The 18,771-nt window shown below is 34.3% G+C and carries 14 protein-coding genes; 11 read left to right on the top strand and 3 right to left on the bottom strand.

All coding sequences use genetic code 11. From position 1 onward, the window contains the following. Positions 1-220: 220 nt before the first annotated feature. From CLOLE_RS13470 to CLOLE_RS13460, 3 genes are all read left to right on the top strand, one after another. On the top strand, positions 221-1,411 hold the full coding sequence (locus CLOLE_RS13470; RefSeq protein ID WP_013657679.1) for an iron-containing alcohol dehydrogenase: 1,191 nt from the start codon (positions 221-223) through the stop codon (positions 1,409-1,411). A gap of 178 nt (positions 1,412-1,589) precedes the next feature. Beyond that, on the top strand, positions 1,590-3,662 hold the full coding sequence (locus tag CLOLE_RS13465) for a methyl-accepting chemotaxis protein (RefSeq protein WP_013657678.1): 2,073 nt from the start codon (positions 1,590-1,592) through the stop codon (positions 3,660-3,662). Between the two features lie 121 nt (positions 3,663-3,783). Continuing rightward, positions 3,784-4,668 carry a LysR family transcriptional regulator gene (locus CLOLE_RS13460; RefSeq protein WP_013657677.1) on the top strand — a complete coding sequence of 295 codons (885 nt, stop codon included), beginning with the start codon at positions 3,784-3,786 and terminating at the stop codon, positions 4,666-4,668. On the opposite strand, the gene CLOLE_RS13455 is transcribed toward CLOLE_RS13460, so the two are convergent. Both CLOLE_RS13455 and CLOLE_RS13450 read right to left on the bottom strand, forming a co-directional pair. Further along, positions 4,665-5,225, bottom strand: a complete 561-nt coding sequence (locus CLOLE_RS13455) for a chromate transporter (RefSeq protein WP_013657676.1) — start codon at positions 5,223-5,225, stop codon at positions 4,665-4,667. The genes CLOLE_RS13460 and CLOLE_RS13455 overlap by 4 nt on opposite strands. A gap of 1 nt (position 5,226) precedes the next feature. After that, positions 5,227-5,820 carry a chromate transporter gene (locus CLOLE_RS13450; protein WP_013657675.1) on the bottom strand — a complete coding sequence of 198 codons (594 nt, stop codon included), beginning with the start codon at positions 5,818-5,820 and terminating at the stop codon, positions 5,227-5,229. A gap of 267 nt (positions 5,821-6,087) precedes the next feature. On the opposite strand from CLOLE_RS13450, the gene CLOLE_RS13445 reads away from it, so the two are divergent. Both CLOLE_RS13445 and CLOLE_RS13440 read left to right on the top strand, forming a co-directional pair. Further along, the gene (locus CLOLE_RS13445; protein ID WP_013657674.1) at positions 6,088-7,167 is read left to right on the top strand and encodes a hypothetical protein; all 1,080 of its coding nucleotides are present in this window, start codon (positions 6,088-6,090) and stop codon (positions 7,165-7,167) included. A gap of 120 nt (positions 7,168-7,287) precedes the next feature. Beyond that, positions 7,288-8,313: a stalk domain-containing protein gene (locus tag CLOLE_RS13440; RefSeq protein ID WP_013657673.1), complete on the top strand. Its 1,026-nt coding sequence runs from the start codon at positions 7,288-7,290 to the stop codon at positions 8,311-8,313. 117 nt (positions 8,314-8,430) lie between these two features. Here the strand turns inward: CLOLE_RS13440 and CLOLE_RS13435 are convergent, their stop codons facing one another. After that, positions 8,431-8,949, bottom strand: a complete 519-nt coding sequence (locus tag CLOLE_RS13435; RefSeq protein ID WP_013657672.1) for a LiaI-LiaF-like domain-containing protein — start codon at positions 8,947-8,949, stop codon at positions 8,431-8,433. 271 nt (positions 8,950-9,220) lie between these two features. Between CLOLE_RS13435 and CLOLE_RS13430 the strand changes: the two genes are divergently transcribed. The 6 genes from CLOLE_RS13430 (at position 9,221) to CLOLE_RS13405 (ending at position 18,555) form a co-directional block, all read left to right on the top strand. Beyond that, the gene (locus CLOLE_RS13430; RefSeq protein ID WP_013657671.1) at positions 9,221-11,551 is read left to right on the top strand and encodes a WD40/YVTN/BNR-like repeat-containing protein; all 2,331 of its coding nucleotides are present in this window, start codon (positions 9,221-9,223) and stop codon (positions 11,549-11,551) included. A 132-nt stretch (positions 11,552-11,683) separates the two neighbouring features. Continuing rightward, on the top strand, positions 11,684-13,756 hold the full coding sequence (locus CLOLE_RS13425) for a glycoside hydrolase family 31 protein (RefSeq protein WP_013657670.1): 2,073 nt from the start codon (positions 11,684-11,686) through the stop codon (positions 13,754-13,756). Between the two features lie 261 nt (positions 13,757-14,017). Next, on the top strand, positions 14,018-15,037 hold the full coding sequence (locus CLOLE_RS13420; protein WP_013657669.1) for an AEC family transporter: 1,020 nt from the start codon (positions 14,018-14,020) through the stop codon (positions 15,035-15,037). Positions 15,038-15,157: 120 nt separating this feature from the next. Then, positions 15,158-16,189 (top strand): ATP-grasp domain-containing protein, encoded by a 1,032-nt coding sequence (locus CLOLE_RS13415; protein WP_013657668.1) that lies wholly within the window; start codon positions 15,158-15,160, stop codon positions 16,187-16,189. A gap of 278 nt (positions 16,190-16,467) precedes the next feature. Further along, the gene (locus CLOLE_RS13410; protein WP_013657667.1) at positions 16,468-17,568 is read left to right on the top strand and encodes an FIST signal transduction protein; all 1,101 of its coding nucleotides are present in this window, start codon (positions 16,468-16,470) and stop codon (positions 17,566-17,568) included. Between the two features lie 12 nt (positions 17,569-17,580). After that, positions 17,581-18,555 (top strand): methyl-accepting chemotaxis protein, encoded by a 975-nt coding sequence (locus tag CLOLE_RS13405; RefSeq protein ID WP_013657666.1) that lies wholly within the window; start codon positions 17,581-17,583, stop codon positions 18,553-18,555. The last annotated feature ends 216 nt before the right edge of the window (positions 18,556-18,771 follow it).

The raw sequence follows: 18,771 nt of genomic DNA, 5'->3' as shown, positions 1-18,771 counted from the left end.
CATTTTATAGTTCTATAGTAACACAAAAAATCTGTAAATAAAAATTTGTAGACTATTAAATAAAGAAATAATGAAAAAAGGATATAAATATAAAAACGAGTAATGTTTTTTATATATTGGGGGTATTCTGATTTAATATTACCAGTTTAAAAATGAGTGTGTTATAATATTAACAAAGAAAGAAAAACATTACACAACAAAGATTATAGGGGGAATTAACATGGCACGCTTTACATTACCAAGAGATTTATATCATGGAAAAGGTTCAATTAATGAATTAAAAAATTTAACAGGTAAAAAAGCAATTGTAGTAGTTGGTGGCGGTTCTATGAAACGCTTTGGATTCTTAGATCAAGTTGTAGACAATTTAAAAGAAGCAGGTATGGAAGTAAAATTATTCGAAAATGTTGAGCCAGACCCATCTGTAGAAACCGTTATGAAAGGTGCAGAGGTGATGCGCGAATTTGAGCCAGATTGGATTGTAGCTATAGGTGGTGGTTCACCTATTGATGCGGCAAAAGCAATGTGGGTTTTCTATGAATATCCAGAAACTACTTTTGAAGCTATTATTCAGCCTTTCTCATTCCCAACACTTAGACAAAAAGCTAAATTCTGTGCTATTCCTTCTACCTCAGGAACCGCTACTGAAGTAACAGCTTTCTCTGTTATTACAGATTATGCAAAAGGTATTAAATATCCCTTAGCAGATTTTAATATTACGCCTGACATTGCTATTGTAGATCCTAATCTTGCAGAAACAATGCCAGCTCAATTAACAGCACATACAGGTATGGATGCTTTAACTCATGCGATTGAAGCTTATGTTTCTACTTGCCATTCTTGCTTTACAGATCCACTTGCTTTAAAAGCAATTGAGATGATTTTTGATGACTTACAAGCTTCTTATGAAGGAGATATGGAAGCTCGTGAGCAAATGCACTATGCACAATGCCTTGCAGGTATGGCGTTCTCTAATGCACTTTTAGGAATCGTTCACTCTATGGCACATAAAACAGGTGCAGCTTATAAAAATGGACATATTGTTCATGGCTGTGCTAATGCAATGTATTTACCACAAGTGATTAGATTTAATGCCAAAGATGAAGTGGCAGCAAAACGTTATGCAGATATTGCCAAGTTTATTGACTTAGAAGGCGATACGACCGAAGGCTTAGTTAAAGCGCTTTGTGATAAAATTGAAGCTTATAATGTAGCGCTCAATATCCCAAAATGCATTAAAGACTATGAAAATGGTATGGTACCAGAAGATGAATTCTTAGAAAAACTTCCAGAAGTAGCTGCTCTTGCTATTAGTGATGCTTGTACAGGATCAAATCCAAGAATTCCAGATCAAAAACAAATGGAAGAACTCTTAAAATGCTGTTACTATGGCACAGAGGTTGACTTCTAGAAAACATAATACTTACTTACAAAATAAAGCAAAAAAGCTGCTAGTATATCATAGCGGCTTTTTTAATGTGCAAAATGTATTTTTTTGTCTAAAATTTTAAAATATTGTTATACAAAATAGATAAATCATGGTAGAATAAAAGAGATTAACATAAGGTGAAAAAAGAGGGAGATTGTATATGCGAAAAAAAGGTAGAACTCAATTAACACAGAAAAAAAAGTTAACCAATAGGCCACTTAAGCAGAAAGAAAAATTAAAAGTAAAAAGTGCTACTAAAAAAGATAAATTTGTTTCTATAAAGTCAAGCATTATATCTATGTGTATATGTTTTGCTATTATTCCCTTATTAATTGTTAATATTTTTTCAGCAAAGGTTTCTAAAGATGTGGTAAGAGATACGACCCAACAATTATCTGAAGAAATCATTAAACAAGTTTCTGAGAATATAACGGTATTTAATGCACAAGTTGAACAGAAAATAACAGATTTTGTAGTGTCTAATACTATTCCTATAAATAATTTTGAAAAGTATAATTCTGATGATATGTTTGATAAACTAACAGGTAGTAGAAATATATCTTCTCAAATCAATGCTGTTTTCTCATTAAATAGTGCCGTAACTAATATATGGGTCGTACCTACCAATGGTGAGATTATTGCCGGGGGAGAATCTAATAAGTATAAGATAGAGTCTATAGAACGTATAAGAGATTATGACATAGATATGACACCTACCTGGATTGCTGGAATAGGTGATTTATCAGATAGTATCTTTATTGCTAGAAAAGTAAATAATAAAAAAACCTCAAAAGATATTATTGTTATGGAAGTTAATTTAAGTAAAATGGTATCTGCTATTGATCAGGTTAATTTGTTAAGTGATTCTTCTATTGTCATTGTAGATAATAATAAAAAGAACATTTATAGTAAACCAGCAGAGCGAGCTCAAATAAGTGATAAAATTTGGACAACTATTGAAAATGGTGAAGAAAATGGTTCTACAATAGTGGACAAACAATTAGTTACTTATCATACCATGAGCAATGGTTGGAAGATGATTGTACAGATACCAGAACGTTCACTTACAGAACGTATACAGACGGCAAGTTTATTCACTTGGATTTTAGTACTTGTAGTAGCTGCTTTAGCTATAGTAGTAGGTACAAGAATTGCTAAGAAATTTTCAAATCCTATCATTGAACTGATGAAGCTTATGAAGAAAGCAGAAGAAGGGGATTTAACTATTGAGGCTTCAAATAAAGGACATAATGAAGTAGCTTTGTTATGCAAGAGTTTTAATCATATGATGTTTAACATACATAAGCTTTTAGAAGAAACCAAAGAAGTAGTAGCAAGTACTTTAAAAAATAGTCAAATTCTTTCTGAATCAACGAATGAAACAGTAGAAGGATTCACACAACTAACTACTTCAGTAGGTGAAATAGCTGAAGGTGCAAATCATCAAGCTTCTGATACTCAAGAAGGGGTTGTGGCAATGGCTAACCTTGGAGAAAGTATACAAATGGTTAGCGAGAAAACACAAAATATCTATAAGAACACACAGGGTGCTAAAGAAATGCTTCATGAAGCATCTGATACAATGACTTTATTAAATACAACAATGGCCTCATCAATAAGTATTACTAAGGAAATGAACGCTAGTGTTGGAGAATTAAATGAGCTTAATAAAGGCATTGAAAAAATGATGAAATTCTTAGATAGTATTAGTGAGCAAACCAATCTTTTAGCCCTTAATGCAAGCATTGAAGCAGCACGTGCAGGAGAAGTTGGAAAAGGCTTTGCAGTAGTTGCTGAAGAGGTGAGAAAGTTAGCAGAGCAATCTAAATCTTCTACTGTAACCATAGGGAAGACCTTGCAAGAGATAGAAAATAAAACACTGAATACGACTGAACTTGTGGGAAAAGCAAATGAAATCTTTAATAAGCAAAATCAAGCAGTGGATAAGACTGCTGTTATATTTAAAGAAATGATTTCCATTTTACAACACATGGATGAAGAGCTAAGCCATATTAATAGTCAAGTTGATGACATGAATAAACTTCGTAGTGAAACAAGTAGCAAGATTTCTAATATTGCAGCTGTTATAGAAGAATCTACAGCTGCTACTGAAGAAGTGAGTGCGTTTAGTGAGGAACAAAAAGGAGTTATTCAAAATCTATCTGTATTATCTCAAAATTTAGTTGAATCTATGAAGCGTTTAGAAAGTTCAATAGAAAATTTCAAGCTATAAGCCCAGAAACACTAGATGAAGTGGTTAAAAGCCAACAATCATCTAGTGTTTTTTAATACTATTTATATAAGGAATAGATGGGGTTATAATAGAAGTAACTAAGTAATAAAGGAGATCAGGTATGACAATTAGGCATTTAAGGATTTTTGTAGCAGTAGTCAAGGAGGGTAAGATGGGGATTGCAGCCAAATCACTTTTTATTTCTCAACCTTCAGTGAGTCAGGCTATTAAAGAAATAGAAGATTATTATGGCATTAAACTTTTTGAAAGGCTTTCTAAAAAACTCTACATTACAGAAAATGGTCAGTTACTGTTTCAATATGCGCAGCATATCCTTCAATCCTTTGATGAAATGGAAGTGAACTTAAATCATTTGGGAGAAAAAGTGAACTTACGTATAGGTGCTACCATTACAGCAGGGACTTATATGCTTGAACCGATGATTACTACTTTTGAAGAGCAAAACCCACAAGTTAAGATTAAAGTGACTGTTAATAATACTTATAGACTACAAGAAATGCTTTTAAATAGTCAATTGGATGTAGGCATTATTGAAGGAGAAGTTAATGCACCGGATTTAGTAAAGCAATCCGTATGTCAAGACCCCCTCGTAGTAGCAGTTGGGAAAAAGCATCCTTTATATGGTCAAAAGTCACTACCTATTACAGCGCTACAAGGACATCACTTGATTTGCAGAGAAGAAGGGAGTGGTATAAGAAGCTTATTTCGTAGGCATCTTGAGGAACATCAGGTAATGATGGAAGTTAAGTGGGAGTGTACAAATACCGAGGCTATTAAAGCAGCGGCTATTGCAGGACAAGGCATTGCAGTATTTTCAGCACGTACAATTGAGCAAGAAGTAAAAAAAGAAATACTACACATCATTGAACTAGAAGGCATAAGCCTATCTAGACAAATCTGTGTTGTATCTCATAAGGATAAGTTTTTATCTAAGCAGTTAATGAGTTTTTTAGACTGTTTACGAGTAAATGGTTTGAAAGCTTAAAAGATACTATAAACTAAAGTACCAATAATGCCGGAACCGAAAATGACCATAATGGGGTTAAATTTAAATTTTCTTAAGGCCACTAAACTACCTATAAATAAACAAAACTCAACAGGTCTAAAGTTGGCTAAAACAATTTCAGACTTATCAGCATTAAATAATGCAAGAGATAAAATCGCAAGTCCAGCAGAACTAATAAGTGCTACAACAGCAGGTCTAAGACTTGCTAAAATGGTTTGAACCCCAGATAAGTTGCGGTATTTATAATAAAAATGAGCTAGTATAAGACAAAGTATAAATGCAGGTAAAATGCAACCTAAAGTACAAATAAGCGCGCCAGGTAGTCCTGCTAATTGTGTTCCTACAAAGGTAGCAGAATTAATGGAAATAGGACCTGGTGTCATTTCTGCTATAGTTATCAAATCTGTAAATTCAGCCATAGTCATAAGACCATGTACATTAACAATTTGATTTTGTATAAGAGGAATAGCCGCATAACCACCGCCTACACTAAATAGGCCTACTTTTAGAAAGCTTAAAAATAATTGAAGTAACATATTAGCAGTCTCCTTGTTGTTTATTGCGTTTCATTTCTAGTAAAAGTGTGATGAGTCCAATGGCAATACAAAGTAAAATAATGGTCATGGCACTAATACCCATAAAGTAGGTCATGACAAAGGTAATGACCATAAGCACCATGTAAAAACGATTTCCTGTACGGATAATATTTTTAGCTAGATTAATGACAACATCACATATTACAGCTGCTACACCAGCGCGCATAACTAAAAGGGCAGTAGCAATAACGGCATTATGACGAAAAGCATCATAAAATACAGCAATAATAGAAATAATCACAAGCGGTGGGATGGAAGTCCCTAGTACTGCTACAATTGAGCCTATTATACCCCTCATACGATAACCTAAAATAACAGAAGCATTAATAGGAATAGGACCTGGTGAAGATTGAGCAATAGCTGTAATATCCAGCATTTCACTTTCTTCAATCCAACCTAATTCTTCAACAAATTTTTTTTTCATCAGCGAAACAATAACAAAACCACCACCAAAAGTACAAGCACTTAGCATAAAGGTGGAGATGAAAAGTTGCCATAACAAATGTCCATGTTGAGTTTCTTTTTTATGTGACATGGTGTTCATTCTCCTTATGTGTTTGAGTAAGTTTTAACTTAATTATAGAAATAGTGTAAAGGAAAAATGATTATTTGTAAAATAAATAGTTGTTATGAAAAACATAGGTAAATACCTATAATAGCTTTCTGCATAGACAGTCATTAAATCTCATATTAAGATAAAAGGGAGATAACTCTTCAGCTGTATAAAATAGTGAGTATTAGCGGCTGAGTAGCTACAAGAAGAAAATGAAAGTGATATTAATAAGTAAGACGAGGAAATAATATGATAGATAATGAATCTAAATGGTACTATACCATTGCTTGGTACACTCAAGGAAATAAGCCTAGCTTCGAAGAAGAAATACAAGAAATGGCTCAAGGGCATATAGCTCATTTATGTGAAGAACAGGAGCTTTTATTAAAGCAAATAGAGATGCAGTCTAATAGTCTTAAGATAAAGATTAATAGCGATATACAGTTAAATATAAATAAGCTAGTTAAAGATTTGCAAAAAAAATTACCAGCTATTACAGATTTAGTAGATGAGGAAAAAACTTTAATAACGACTACAAGTAGTGATTTAAGTGAAAAAGATAGACGTCTAGAAAAATTATTAAATAGTGTTATAGATGCGGAATATTACGACATGGAGGATAGTTTTACAAGTCAGTTAGAAGATTTAAAAAGCTATCTATTGGCACAAAAACTTAGTGTAATTGAAAAGAATGATCAGATATTTTTAGTTGATGAAGAAGCATTAAATCATGAAATTAACTTAAATTGTTTTGCTTGTACCAAGTTATATAAATATGGCTGTTGTTGTGGAAGTCCTTGTAATTTAGGACCTCGTAATAAAAAGGTCTTTGATAAGCATCTTTTAAATATTGAAGAAGAAGTAAAAGCCTATGATGAAGCAACCTATAAGAAAATTCTAGCTAAGGGCGGTTTTATTGCTTCTGATGGCTCTATTAATGAATGTGATGGCCATTGTGCATTACTAGTAGAAGAAGAGGGTATATATAAATGTATAGCCCACAGTTATGCATTAAAGAGAGATATTCCTATTTATGAAATATGTCCACTATCCTGTTTAATGTATCCATTAGAGATTATTGAACTCATTACAAATAAGCAAAGAAAACTTCTACTTTTAACTTCTGTAGTAAGTGAAGACTTTGCACGTCGTTTTGGACGTTGGGGAAGTTATAACACACTTGAAGTAGAACTCCGTTGTATTAATAAAAAAGCTCACAATGATGTTTTTAAAGAAGAAGATTATAGACCTGTTTATAAGGTTAATAAGGATCTTTTATGCCATGAATTTGGTAGCACCTTTTATGAGAGTCTAGAAGAGGTATTGTAAAATGTATCAATAACACTTAAGTAGGACAAAAGACCGACTTAAGTGTATTTTTTGCTTGCAAAAGAGAGCGAGAGGCGTATATTAATAGGTAAGAAGCAAAGATTTAAAGGACGTGATAGGATGAAAAAAAGAGGCTTAGCATTAGCAATAAGTATTATGTTGTTCGGTCAAACTATTTATGCTACTACTGACATGCAACAAGTAGCACTTAAAAGTGGTATAGAAAAAGCACAAGTACTTCAAGAGAGTGGTAACCAAATTCTTTTAAATGGTCAGCTTTTAGAGATACCAGATGGAGTTTTAGAAGTAAAAGGACATCTGCTTTATCCTCTTAGATGGTTAGTGATGCAAATGGGAATAGCAGTGAGCTGGGATCAAAAAACACGAACTGTAACTATAGAAAATCCTACTTATCAAGAAGCACATCTTTATTTATCATACTTAAATGGCTTAACCAGTGAAAATCAAGACACTACTTATAAGTTGCCAGATCGAGTTAAAACTTTAGAAATACCTTCGTATCCATTAAAAAGTAATGATACTTTTATGTTGCATCAAAAACCTATTGGTATCACCATTGACGATGATGGTTTTAACATATCTTTTGCAGCGTATGATTATGCTTTTAAAAACAACCGGCTTTATGTAACACCAGAATGGTTTAATACTATTTTTTTAGCAGAACTTACTAAGATTTCAGAAGGCCTTGAAATAGTTTATCCTACACCAGAGCAAATTGAAAAAGAGTTAGAAAACATGCAAAAGGTGCTGGCACCTCTTACACCAGAAGAAACTCTAGCTTTATGGGTTAGAGGTCAACAAGTAAGAAGTGGTGCATTGCAGTATAGTAGTCTTTCACCAGAACTAAAACAACAAGTATTAGCAAGTAAACGAGGTTGGGTAACAGGTGGTTCTAGTCCTTCAGCAGGCAAGGTAACGATTTTAGATAAGAAGCAGCAAGCAGAAGCTACTTTAGTTTATACTTTAGCGGTAGAAGAAATGCTTCAAGGACAGGTGTTTGAAACAGTAAAAGAACAAATTACGATTAAGAAATATACATTAGAAGGTAACAACTATTGGCTTATTAGCGAAGCAAGAGGTGATTTAAGCTATTTGAGTTTATTACCAGATGCCGATTTAAAGTAAACAGTAAAAAAGAGGTAGCCACGAAATAACTTTCTAATACAAGACTTAACCAACAATTAGTTTGGGCTGGACTATATCTTGTATTTGATAGGCGTTTTGTGACAGCCTCTTTTTATTTTACATATGTTTAGTCGAATCACTTTTACCCAATAAGATAAATAAACCTATAAGTACTAAAGCAACTGGCCAAACGATAGAACCATTAATAAAGAAGAAGAAATGGCCAAGAACAGTAGAAGAAAAGCAAGTAACTGCAACAGTTGTTAAAATACCAACAGGGATTAATAAGCCCTTGCAACGTCCGCCATATAAGTAAAGTTGAAAGAGGCCAATAGCAGGAGCTAAAATATAAACTGGCCAAGTGTAAGCTGAGAAAAACCAATGGGTACTCGTTTCAAATAAAAAGAGTAGACCGAGTGTTGTTAAAATACCACCAGGTACTAAGACCCCCGGAGCACGTCTTGTAGAAAAATAGCTATATTCGAAAGCTAAACCAGGAATTAGTACAAATAGTGGCCATAAATGGCTCATACTAAAAAAATTAAAGTCAAAAAAGTTATTTAAAATACCATAAATACCTAAGGCTAGTAAAATAAGTCCCCAAAATTTCTTTGATTGTAATGATGTGCGATCCATATTTAATCCTCCGTTATCTTTAATATAAATTTAGTATAAGGTGTGCCTCTTAGAAAAGTGTGAGAGAAAAATTAAAATTTGATGATAAATAATAGAGAGTTAGTTTATTTTGAGTTGTTAAAATGTTATAAATAAAATATGATTTCAATAGATATAACGGTAAAAATGCTTAACATTTTAGGGTATCTTAAAGAAGAAGGATTAGCTATAATACCGTTAAAGTAAGAAGTATGTAAAACAAAAGGAAAATAGAATACAAGGGGGAAGTGTTGTGACAATTAAAAAGCAAATACCATATCACTATGAGCATGCACCCATACCAGGAGGGGGCTATGTAACAGGCTTTGTATTTCATCCGCAAAAGCCAGATGTACTTTATGCCAGAACAGACATAGGTGGCGTTTACCGTTATGATTATGAAAAGAGCAAGTGGAAAAGTTTGATGGATCATGTCACACAAACAGATTTAAGTGAAAGCTATCCTATAGCCATTGGTTTAAACATCAATCATCCAGAATGGCTACTTATTGCTTGTGGTGTGAATGAGGACAATAAAGGCATTTTAGCGATTTCTAAGGATGGTGGAAAAAGTTTTACCTATGAAGCAATCCCTACTTTAGTACATGGTAACCTAAATGGAAGAGGGACAGGTCTAAGACTCATTGTAGATGCTCAGGAAGATCAGACTATTTATTTTGCCAGCCAGCAAGGGGGACTTTTAAGAAGTAAAGATTTAGGGAAGTCATGGGAGAGTTTAGAAGTACAGGGTGAGAAGTACATGACTTTTATATGGCAGTCAAAGGATGCCAAAACATTAGTGGTAGGTACTGCAGGTGTGACAACAAAGCAAAGTGATGAGGAAAGAGGCCATAGCGTCTATGTATCTTATGATGGAGGCAGTCATTTTGAAAAGCTATGGCAACCTGAAAAATCTCATGTGGTAGGTTCTAGAATGTCAGGTTATGTGGCACAACGTTATGATGATGATGGTAACTATTTATATATTACCTTTTCAGAAACAGGTAGGCGGTCTTATGTGAAAGAGAATGGCTATAGCTGTGATTCAGGAGACGCTTTAGCCGGTAGAATTATTCGTTATGAAAGAGATACCGAGGGTAAGATCATCTCTTATAGGGAAATAACGCCTTATAGGGAGAGTGAAACAAATGAAGATTTAGAATACGGTTTTAGTGGAATAAGTTCTTGCAAAACTCAACCTGGATTATTAGTAGCTACAACCTTGTGTAAAGAGGATGGAGATTGTATTTATCGCTCTTATGATTATGGTGAACATTGGGAAACTGTACTAGATGATTTGAAGTTAGGTAATTTAAGCTTTGTTACTTCTTATATGAAGCCAGAATACAATGGTGGTCATTCCATTTTACATTGGCTAAGTGATATTAAAATTAATCCTTTTAATGGGAATGAAGTATGGTTTAATTCAGGAACAGGAATCTTTGGTTCTAAAGATTTGATGAGTACTTTACCTCATTTTCAAGATGATACAACAGGAATCGAAGAAACAGTACATCTTAATGTATATAGTCCTCCAGCAGGAAAGGTAAAGCTCATCGATATATTAGGAGATCTAGGTGGATTTGCTTTTGAAGACCTTAAGGTGGCTTGTGACAATTCCTTTGCAGATGCCGAGGGGAATCGTTATATTACTTGTATTAATGCAGACTATTCTGATCTAAATCCGGAGGTACTAGTGGTGACAGCCAGAGGTAATTGGACAGGTAAAACAAAAGGTGGTCTTATTTTATCCAAAGACCAAGGAAAAACTTTTGAAAGACTAAAAATGCCATATGGTTTGTCTAAGGAAATAGATGAAAAGCTAAGGACTATTGAACAACCTAATGTAAATGCTGGGTGGGTAGCTTTATCACCTGATTGTGACCATTTGGTATGGAGTATTGCTGACAATATAGAACTACCTATGTGTACCATGATTCACAGTGAAGATGGAGGAAAAAGCTTTAAATGCTGTGAGATTTATAACTTAGAGAATAAGCGCATTAATCATAGAGGTATGAAAGTGTTTGCGGATCGCATGAATAGCCGGCTTATGTATGGCTTTGATAGTGAAGGGAGCATTTATATAAGTAAAGATAGTGGAGCTTCTTTTAAAGAGTATCCAGTAAATCAGCAGCTTAAAGGAGTGAACTTTGCTTTGATTGACTGCGCTAACCAGACTGAAATTAGAGGTGAAAGTGGAAAAGAAGGTATTTTTTATATGGCTCTAAGAGAAAAAGGCTTATGGAAGATGCAGTATGATGCGCGTGAAGATCAACTCTCCTTAAAGAAGCTCAGTGATGAAGACGAAATCATTTATCGTATTGGTCTAGGAGTTATAAGACCTAATGGTGATTATTTTAAAGAGGATAAAGCCTTATATATTTGTGGGGATTTAAAAGGTGATTATGGTTTTTATCGTTCTTTAGATGAGGGGAAAACATGGGTAAAATTAAGTACTGAGCATCAGATGTTTGGTGACATTAACAGTATAGAGGGAGATAGTCGTACTTTTGGGAGATTCTTTATTGCCACAGGTTCAAGGGGCGTTCTATATGGAGAGCCTATGAGTGAAGAAGGTTAAAGTAATACTTTAACTATTTGAAAATAAAATGAGCATTTTAGAATATGGAATAAATTTACATATTGAATTAAATACAATTAGTTAAAAAGATTGAAGCAAATAAAAGAGAAATTAATAAGGGGGAAAGGTAGCATGAGATTACAACAAGAGAATAATAAACTCATTATAGCAGAGGGGTTATCTGAGGTATGGATTGAACCTTGGGGAATGAATGGTCTTAGGGTAAGAATGACCAAAGAAGCAGTTATGGATACTAAGGACTGGGCTTTAACCGAAAAGGTAGAAGACTGTAAGGCAACCATTGTGTTTAATGAAATAGATGTCACAGACCCATGGTACAAGGGAGATGCTTATAAGGCGTATCATATGAAAGCCACAGAAGCAAGTATCACTAATGGCAAGATTACAGCTAAAGTTTCTCATGAAGGGTGGATTAGCTATTATAATCAAAAAGGTGAGTTATTAACAGCTGAATACTGGCGTAACCGCAATCGTCTAAATCGTTATTGTGTGCCACTACGTATAGATGCAAGGGAATTAAAACCTATAGCAGGAAGCAGCGATTATACCTTAATGGCACGTTTTGAAGCTTTTGATGACGAAAAAATATTTGGAATGGGTCAATATCAAGAACGTCAGCTGAATAAAAAGGGAGCTTTATTAGAACTTGCTCATCGTAATAGTCAAGCTAGTGTTCCTTTTATGATTTCTAGTCGTGGTTATGGACTTTTATGGAATAATCCAGCTATAGGAACAGCTCATTTTGGTACTAATAAAACGGAGTGGTATGCACAGCGCACCAAGAAGTTAGATTATTATATTACAGCAGGGGATACACCGAGTGAAATAGAAGAGCAATATAGCGCTGTAACAGGTAGAACACCCATGATGCCAGAGTATGGTTTAGGGTATTGGCAATGTAAATTACGTTATCGTAATCAAGAGGAGCTTCTTAGTGTAGCGAGGGAACATAAAAGAAGAGGACTTCCTATGGATGCTATTGTCGTTGACTTTTTCCACTGGACCAGACAAGGCGATTTTAAATTTGAGCCACGCGATTGGCCAGATCCAGAAGCTATGGTGAAGGAACTCAAAGAGATGGGTATTGAAACTGTGGTTTCTGTATGGCCTACCATAGATGAAAAAAGTGAGAATTTCGCAGAAATGGCTGATAGAGGTTACCTAGTACATGCAGACCGTGGTAATGAAAATCATATGACTTGGATGGGAAATACGATTTTTTATGATGCTACTCATCCAGGTGCACAGCAATTTGTATGGGAACGTTGCAAAGAGCATTATTATAATAAAGGCATTCGCTGTTTCTGGTTAGATGAAGCTGAACCTGAGTATGGACCTTACGATTTTGACAATTACCGTTATTATGAAGGACCAGCTCTAATGTGTACTAATATTTACCCGGCAATGTATGCTAAAGGCTTTTATGATGGTTTAAAAGCTGAGGGAGAAACAGAAATTTTAAGTTTGGTGAGATGTGCTTGGGCAGGTAGCCAAAAATATGGGGTACTGACTTGGTCAGGAGATATTTACTCTTCCTTTAGGGCAATGAGAGAGCAGCTTCAAGCAGGACTGAATATGGGGATTGCAGGCATTCCTTGGTGGACTTCTGATATTGGTGGTTTCTTAGGTGGAGATATTAAAGATAAAGCTTTTCAAGAATTATTAGTGCGCTGGTTTGCTTGGGGCGCTTTTTGTCCAGTTTTTCGTATGCATGGAGAACGTTCACCATGGTATGAAAGAGAAGAAGAATTTATCAATGGTGTGCGTCAATTAACCTCAGGACAAGACAATGAAGTGTGGAGCTTTGGAGAAGATAACTATGAGATTTTAAAACAATTTCTCTTTATTCGTGAACATTTACGTCCTTACATAAGAGCATGTATGAAAACAGCTAGTGATAAGGGTGAGCCCGTTATGCGTCCTATGTTCTTCGATTTTCCAAAGGATACAAAATGTTGGGAGGTAGAAGACCAATATATGTTCGGCCCTGATTTATTAGTAGCACCTGTCATGGAAGCAGGTATGAAGGAAAGACAGGTCTATTTACCAGAAGGCACTAAGTGGGTGGATGCTTATACAAAACAAACCTACGAGGGGGGTCAAGTAATCACAACACCTACACCATTAGAAGTCATCCCTGTTATGATGAGAGAAGGAAAAAACTATTCTATTTATGAAGTATAAAGAGAAAAATATGTTTAAAACTGTGGGGCTGCCGCATTAAGCATTTCAGCTTATATTTATACAATCATCAAGGCGATAAATTTGTTTTAGCCTAACAAACTGTATATTTATAAGGGATATGTTTTTAGCGCGAAAGCCCCTTATTATTTTGCCCGTTTTATTCTTAAAAGAAAAGTCGTTTTTTTTATAACATTCAGTTATAATGAGGGGGTAGAAAAGACGTATTAAAAGACAAAAAGAGTACATAAGGAGAAACAAATAATGGATACCTTTATATTTTCAGCCAATGCTATTTTACCACTTATCCTGCTTATTGCATTAGGTTATGGTTTAAAGCAAATTGAATTTTTTGATGAAGCATTTTTAAAAAAAGCTAATGCCTTTGTGTTTAACATAGCATTGCCTGGGTTACTTTTTTATAATGTTTATTCTATAGATAATTTAAGCGAGTTAAACTGGAGTGTTATCACATTTGTTGTGCTAGCTATTTTAATTTTATTCGTATTAGGAATGTTAACAGTCAAGCTATGTACATCAGATCCACGCAAAAAAGGAGTTATCTTACAATGTATTTTTAGATCTAATTTTGCAATTATAGGCATTCCCTTATCCGAAGCATTAGGAGGTTCTAAGGCAGTTGCTATTGCTGCTGTTATCTCAGCTTTTAGCATCCCTCTTTATAATATTTTAGCTGTTGTTGCGTTATCTATTTATGTAGAGGATCCAAAAGGAAATAAGATTGGCCCCAAACAGATTTTAATTAGCATCTGTAAAAATCCGCTTATTATTGGCGTGGCATTAGGCATGATGTGTTTAGTTATACGTGGCTTTATACCTTATGATGAGGCAACTAAGAGTTATGCTTTTACATTAAAAACCCATTTACCATTTTTACATACTGCTATTAAGAATATCAGCAGTATTGCATCGCCTTTGGCACTTATTGTATTAGGAGGGCAGTTTAGATTTTCAGCTGTTAAAGCGTTGGCTAAGGATATTATGATTGGAACGGTATGGCGTTTAATCGTGGCGCCACTGCTTACTTTAAGTGGAGCACTGCTTTTATCTCAGCATACACAGTTTATCCATTTTACGACAACAGAATATCCAGCACTTATTACTTTGTTTGGGACACCTGTAGCAGTTTCAAGTGCAATTATGGCAGGGGCTATGGAATCAGATGAAGAATTAGCAGGGCAACTTGTGGTGTGGACCAGTCTTTTATCTATGCCTAGTTTGTTTATAATCATTATGTTATTTAGAAGTATGCAGCTTTTATAAGGAAAACACATAAGCAGTCTGGCGCACTTTTGGGTTAATATGAGCAAGCAAAAGTAAATATTTTTAGAAATATCAAGAAGTGATATACTATTATTAATAAATAATGAAAGTAGGTAATTTATGAGGTGTAGAATTTGGGTCAATCAGTGGTTTAGTACAATGTATCAAATTATTAAGCAGCTAAGAGAAGGGGCTGAAGCTGAGGGTTTAAGCTTACATATTATTGGAACAAGCACCAATCAAAATGTTGTTTATCAAAAGGTTTGTGATGAATTTTGGGAAGAACCTAAGAAGGGAATAAGCCCAGAAGACTACGTAGAGTGGTGTTTAACTTTTTGTAGGGAGCATCAAGTAGACGTATTTATACCAAAACGTCATATGATTGCTATTGCTAAGAGGAAGGAAGCCTTTACGGAGTTAGGTATTAAAGTATTAGTTGAAGATGATATAGAACTATTAGAAAACTTTAATAATAAAGTTAAGACAGCTGAGCTTTTTAAGTCTTTGCCAGAAATTTGTAACGTACCACCTTTTGAGGTAGTAACAAATGTGGAAGCCTTTAAACTCAGCTATGAAAAATTAAAGCAACAGTTAGGGAAGAGTGCTGTTTTATGTGTTAAATATGCAGTGGGAGAAGGCGCTAGTAGTTTTAATATCATAGAGGATGGCCCAGTATCGATTAAACAACTGGAGATGAGTGAAAAGCATATAGGCTATGAAGCAATCGTAGAGATTTTAGGTTCAATAGAATCGTTTAAGCCACTCATCATCATGCCTTATTTAAAAGGAACGGAAATCAGTATTGATGCACTAAAAACACAACATGGAGTAATAGCAGTACCAAGACGAAAAGGTCCTGGGAGATTACAAGAAATTTGTTGTAGCCAAGAGCTTATAAATAAAGCAGCTGTTTTAGCGGAGCGATTTGGATTTAATCAGCCCTTTAATTTACAGTTACGTTACCATGAAGATACCCTCTATTTGTTAGAAGTAAATACCCGTATGTCGGGTGGCATTCATTATAGCTATTATGCAGGCATAAACTTACCCTACCTTGCGCTTAAGAAGCTATTAGGGCAAGTGGTAGAAGTTCCTGTGTATCCTCCAGATGTTATAGACCTAGTTTATGTAGAACAGCCTGTCATCCTTTAAAGGCTTAAATTATAGGTCTATTAATGAAAAAAATGACGTGGATTTTTAAAGAATAAATTAGAAGTCAAAATAGACACTAAAAGCTATAAAACAAAAAGAAGTTTTGTAGCTTTTAGTGTCTATTTTAATAAAAATATAAGTAACTATTGGTAAAAAGTATAATAATATACAGGAATATTAATAGTACCTCGTAAATGTTGAATAAATTCTAAAAATATGATACAATTACACAAAATAATTACATATTTAGAATAATTAGCAGAGTAAGGAGGCTATCTATGAAATATAAAATTGGAAAAAGTACTCAAAAAGATGCAAAACAAGCTATTGAGGAAGCAGCTGGTGGTTTAAAGGAACCTAAGCTAATCCTGTTTTATTCAGGTGTTGAGCAGTTTGAAGCATACACTATTGAAATGAAGAAGATGTTTCCTGATAGTATAATAATGGGTTCTACTACCTACGTTAGTCTTTGTAAGGAAGGCGCTTATAAAGATACATTGATGGTATTAGGTATTGAAGAAGGTATTGAGTGTTTTGGTGATGTTTTAGAAGAAGTAGATAAATATCCTTTAAAATATGTAAGACGAGTAGAAAATTGTGTAAAGCAGCTAGCTAACCCTAGAAACACCATATGTTTAGAATTTTCAACAGCGCTTATTAGCAGTGAAGAACTCATTTTATCCACTTTAAATAGTGTGCTCGGTGAAAAGAAAATTCCTTTAATTGGCGGTTCTGCAGGAGACCATGGCGTAGCTGAAAAAACAATGGTTTCATTGAATGGAGTAGTTTATGATAAGGCCTGTGTTTTTGTACTTATTAGAAATCTTAAAGGAGCTATTAAGCTTTATAAAGAAAATATTTATGAGCCCACAGAGCATCATTTTATTGCAACGAAAGTGGATGTAAGAAAACGTATTGTTCATGAGCTGAATCATGAGCCAGCAGCTAAAGCTATGGCAAAAGCACTCAATACAAGAGTTGACCAACTAGGTCCATATCTTGATAATCGTCCTTTAGGAAGAATCATAGGAAATGATATGTATATTACAGCTAATCAAATGGTACTACCAGATAATAGTATTGCTTATCATGCAAGGGTATATAGCAACTCACAAGTAGTTTTGTTGCAGCCAGCTTCTTACAAAGAGGTGATTGAAAAGACCATAGAGAAGATTAGGAGAGATATTCCACGTCCAAGTTTAGCAATCATGATACACTGTTTAGCTAGATCTATCTTATTTGAACAAGATGGCTATATTAATGCATATGCTAGAAAAATGGGAGAAGCTGTCGGTGATTATGTGGCTTTTTCAGGATATGGAGAGCAGCTTAATGAGCAGCATTTTAATCAGACAATGGCTATTGCAGTATTTGAATAGGGGGGCTGAAGGATGAAGTGGTTAGGTTCTAGAAAAAGAGAAGAGAAATCAAGGGAAGAAGAATACCTAGCAGAAGTACCAGAAAGTGAAAGTTATGACGAGTACATTAACTATGGTATTTTACATATTGAGAAAAAAGTAGATGCCTTTATGAATGAAGAAATAGACGTTTCTCAATGTTTACTAGATGTTCAAAAGGAATTTGCTTCAGCTTACGAACAGGTGGGTACGATTAATGAGATGATTGAACAAGTGAATAGTCACTTTAAGCAATTTGAGGTATTTGTAGGGCAGATTGATCATAGAATGGAAAAATCTGATGTAGCCATTCAAAAAGCAGATATACAAATGGATGAATTAACGCATCAAATAGAAGGAACTTGTTCTGCACTAGATGGTATGACTACAACCTTTCAAATGCTAGAAAAGGATTTCTCACATATTCAAGAGATGTCAAAGAGCATAACAGGTATTGCAGGGAGTACTAATCTATTAGCTTTAAATGCTTCTATTGAAGCAAGTAGAGCAGGAGAAGCAGGAAAAGGCTTTTCAGTAGTTGCTACACATATTAGAGAATTATCTGCTTCTACTAAAGAGTTAGCAAGCGGTATTGATAAAAGTATTAAAACGCTTTATGGTAGTCTAGATGCTTTAAAGAAAGAAATAATAAATTCTAAAGGTGCTATTGCAGGTAATTTACAACATGCAGAAAATGTGCAGCAACAGTTTAAAGAAGTATCTGCTTGCTCTCTAGAAGTAAAGGAAGTAAGTAAGCAAATTGTAAGTGAAATAGAAAGAGCCAATGTAGAGATTAACCATGCAACAGAAGGGGTAAGTGTTATAACAGGAACGATTAATGAATTTGGGGACAAGCTAGATATCTTAAATACTAAAATGAGTAAAAAAGCTATTATTATTTGTGGTATCATTGATTTCTTGCAGCAGTTAGAAAATATGTTAAAAGAATCTTTAAAGAAGGATGCTTAGTTATAAGGGGATATTTTATGTATAAGAGACTATTACTGATAAAGTAAATGGTCTCTTTTTTATTTGATAAATACTAAAAAAAAGTAAGAGGCAGGTTGAATAATAAAATAAAATGTCTGAAATGTTATGAGAAAAGAAAACTCTAGTAAGACAATTTTGGGGTTGTAATCTGAGAAAAGTTAGAAAGAAAGATTAAAGAAGGATTAGAGAAGGGTT

It is taken from the genome of Cellulosilyticum lentocellum DSM 5427, from assembly GCF_000178835.2.
In the GTDB taxonomy this organism is placed as follows: Bacteria; Bacillota; Clostridia; order Lachnospirales; family Cellulosilyticaceae; genus Cellulosilyticum; species Cellulosilyticum lentocellum.
This window is presented reverse-complemented; position numbering and strand designations above follow the sequence as displayed.

What these genes read in the sequence shown, in the direction of transcription:
- CLOLE_RS13445 (WP_013657674.1), top strand. Translation starts at nt 6,088, where the DNA reads ATGATAGATAATGAATCTAAATGGTACTATACCATTGCTTGGTACACT.
- CLOLE_RS13440 (WP_013657673.1), top strand. Translation starts at nt 7,288, where the DNA reads ATGAAAAAAAGAGGCTTAGCATTAGCAATAAGTATTATGTTGTTCGGT.
- CLOLE_RS13465 (WP_013657678.1), top strand. Translation starts at nt 1,590, where the DNA reads ATGCGAAAAAAAGGTAGAACTCAATTAACACAGAAAAAAAAGTTAACC.
- CLOLE_RS13450 (WP_013657675.1), bottom strand. Translation starts at nt 5,820, where the DNA reads ATGTCACATAAAAAAGAAACTCAACATGGACATTTGTTATGGCAACTT.
- CLOLE_RS13425 (WP_013657670.1), top strand. Translation starts at nt 11,684, where the DNA reads ATGAGATTACAACAAGAGAATAATAAACTCATTATAGCAGAGGGGTTA.
- CLOLE_RS13470 (WP_013657679.1), top strand. Translation starts at nt 221, where the DNA reads ATGGCACGCTTTACATTACCAAGAGATTTATATCATGGAAAAGGTTCA.
- CLOLE_RS13455 (WP_013657676.1), bottom strand. Translation starts at nt 5,225, where the DNA reads ATGTTACTTCAATTATTTTTAAGCTTTCTAAAAGTAGGCCTATTTAGT.
- CLOLE_RS13405 (WP_013657666.1), top strand. Translation starts at nt 17,581, where the DNA reads ATGAAGTGGTTAGGTTCTAGAAAAAGAGAAGAGAAATCAAGGGAAGAA.
- CLOLE_RS13415 (WP_013657668.1), top strand. Translation starts at nt 15,158, where the DNA reads ATGAGGTGTAGAATTTGGGTCAATCAGTGGTTTAGTACAATGTATCAA.
- CLOLE_RS13410 (WP_013657667.1), top strand. Translation starts at nt 16,468, where the DNA reads ATGAAATATAAAATTGGAAAAAGTACTCAAAAAGATGCAAAACAAGCT.
- CLOLE_RS13420 (WP_013657669.1), top strand. Translation starts at nt 14,018, where the DNA reads ATGGATACCTTTATATTTTCAGCCAATGCTATTTTACCACTTATCCTG.
- CLOLE_RS13460 (WP_013657677.1), top strand. Translation starts at nt 3,784, where the DNA reads ATGACAATTAGGCATTTAAGGATTTTTGTAGCAGTAGTCAAGGAGGGT.
- CLOLE_RS13435 (WP_013657672.1), bottom strand. Translation starts at nt 8,949, where the DNA reads ATGGATCGCACATCATTACAATCAAAGAAATTTTGGGGACTTATTTTA.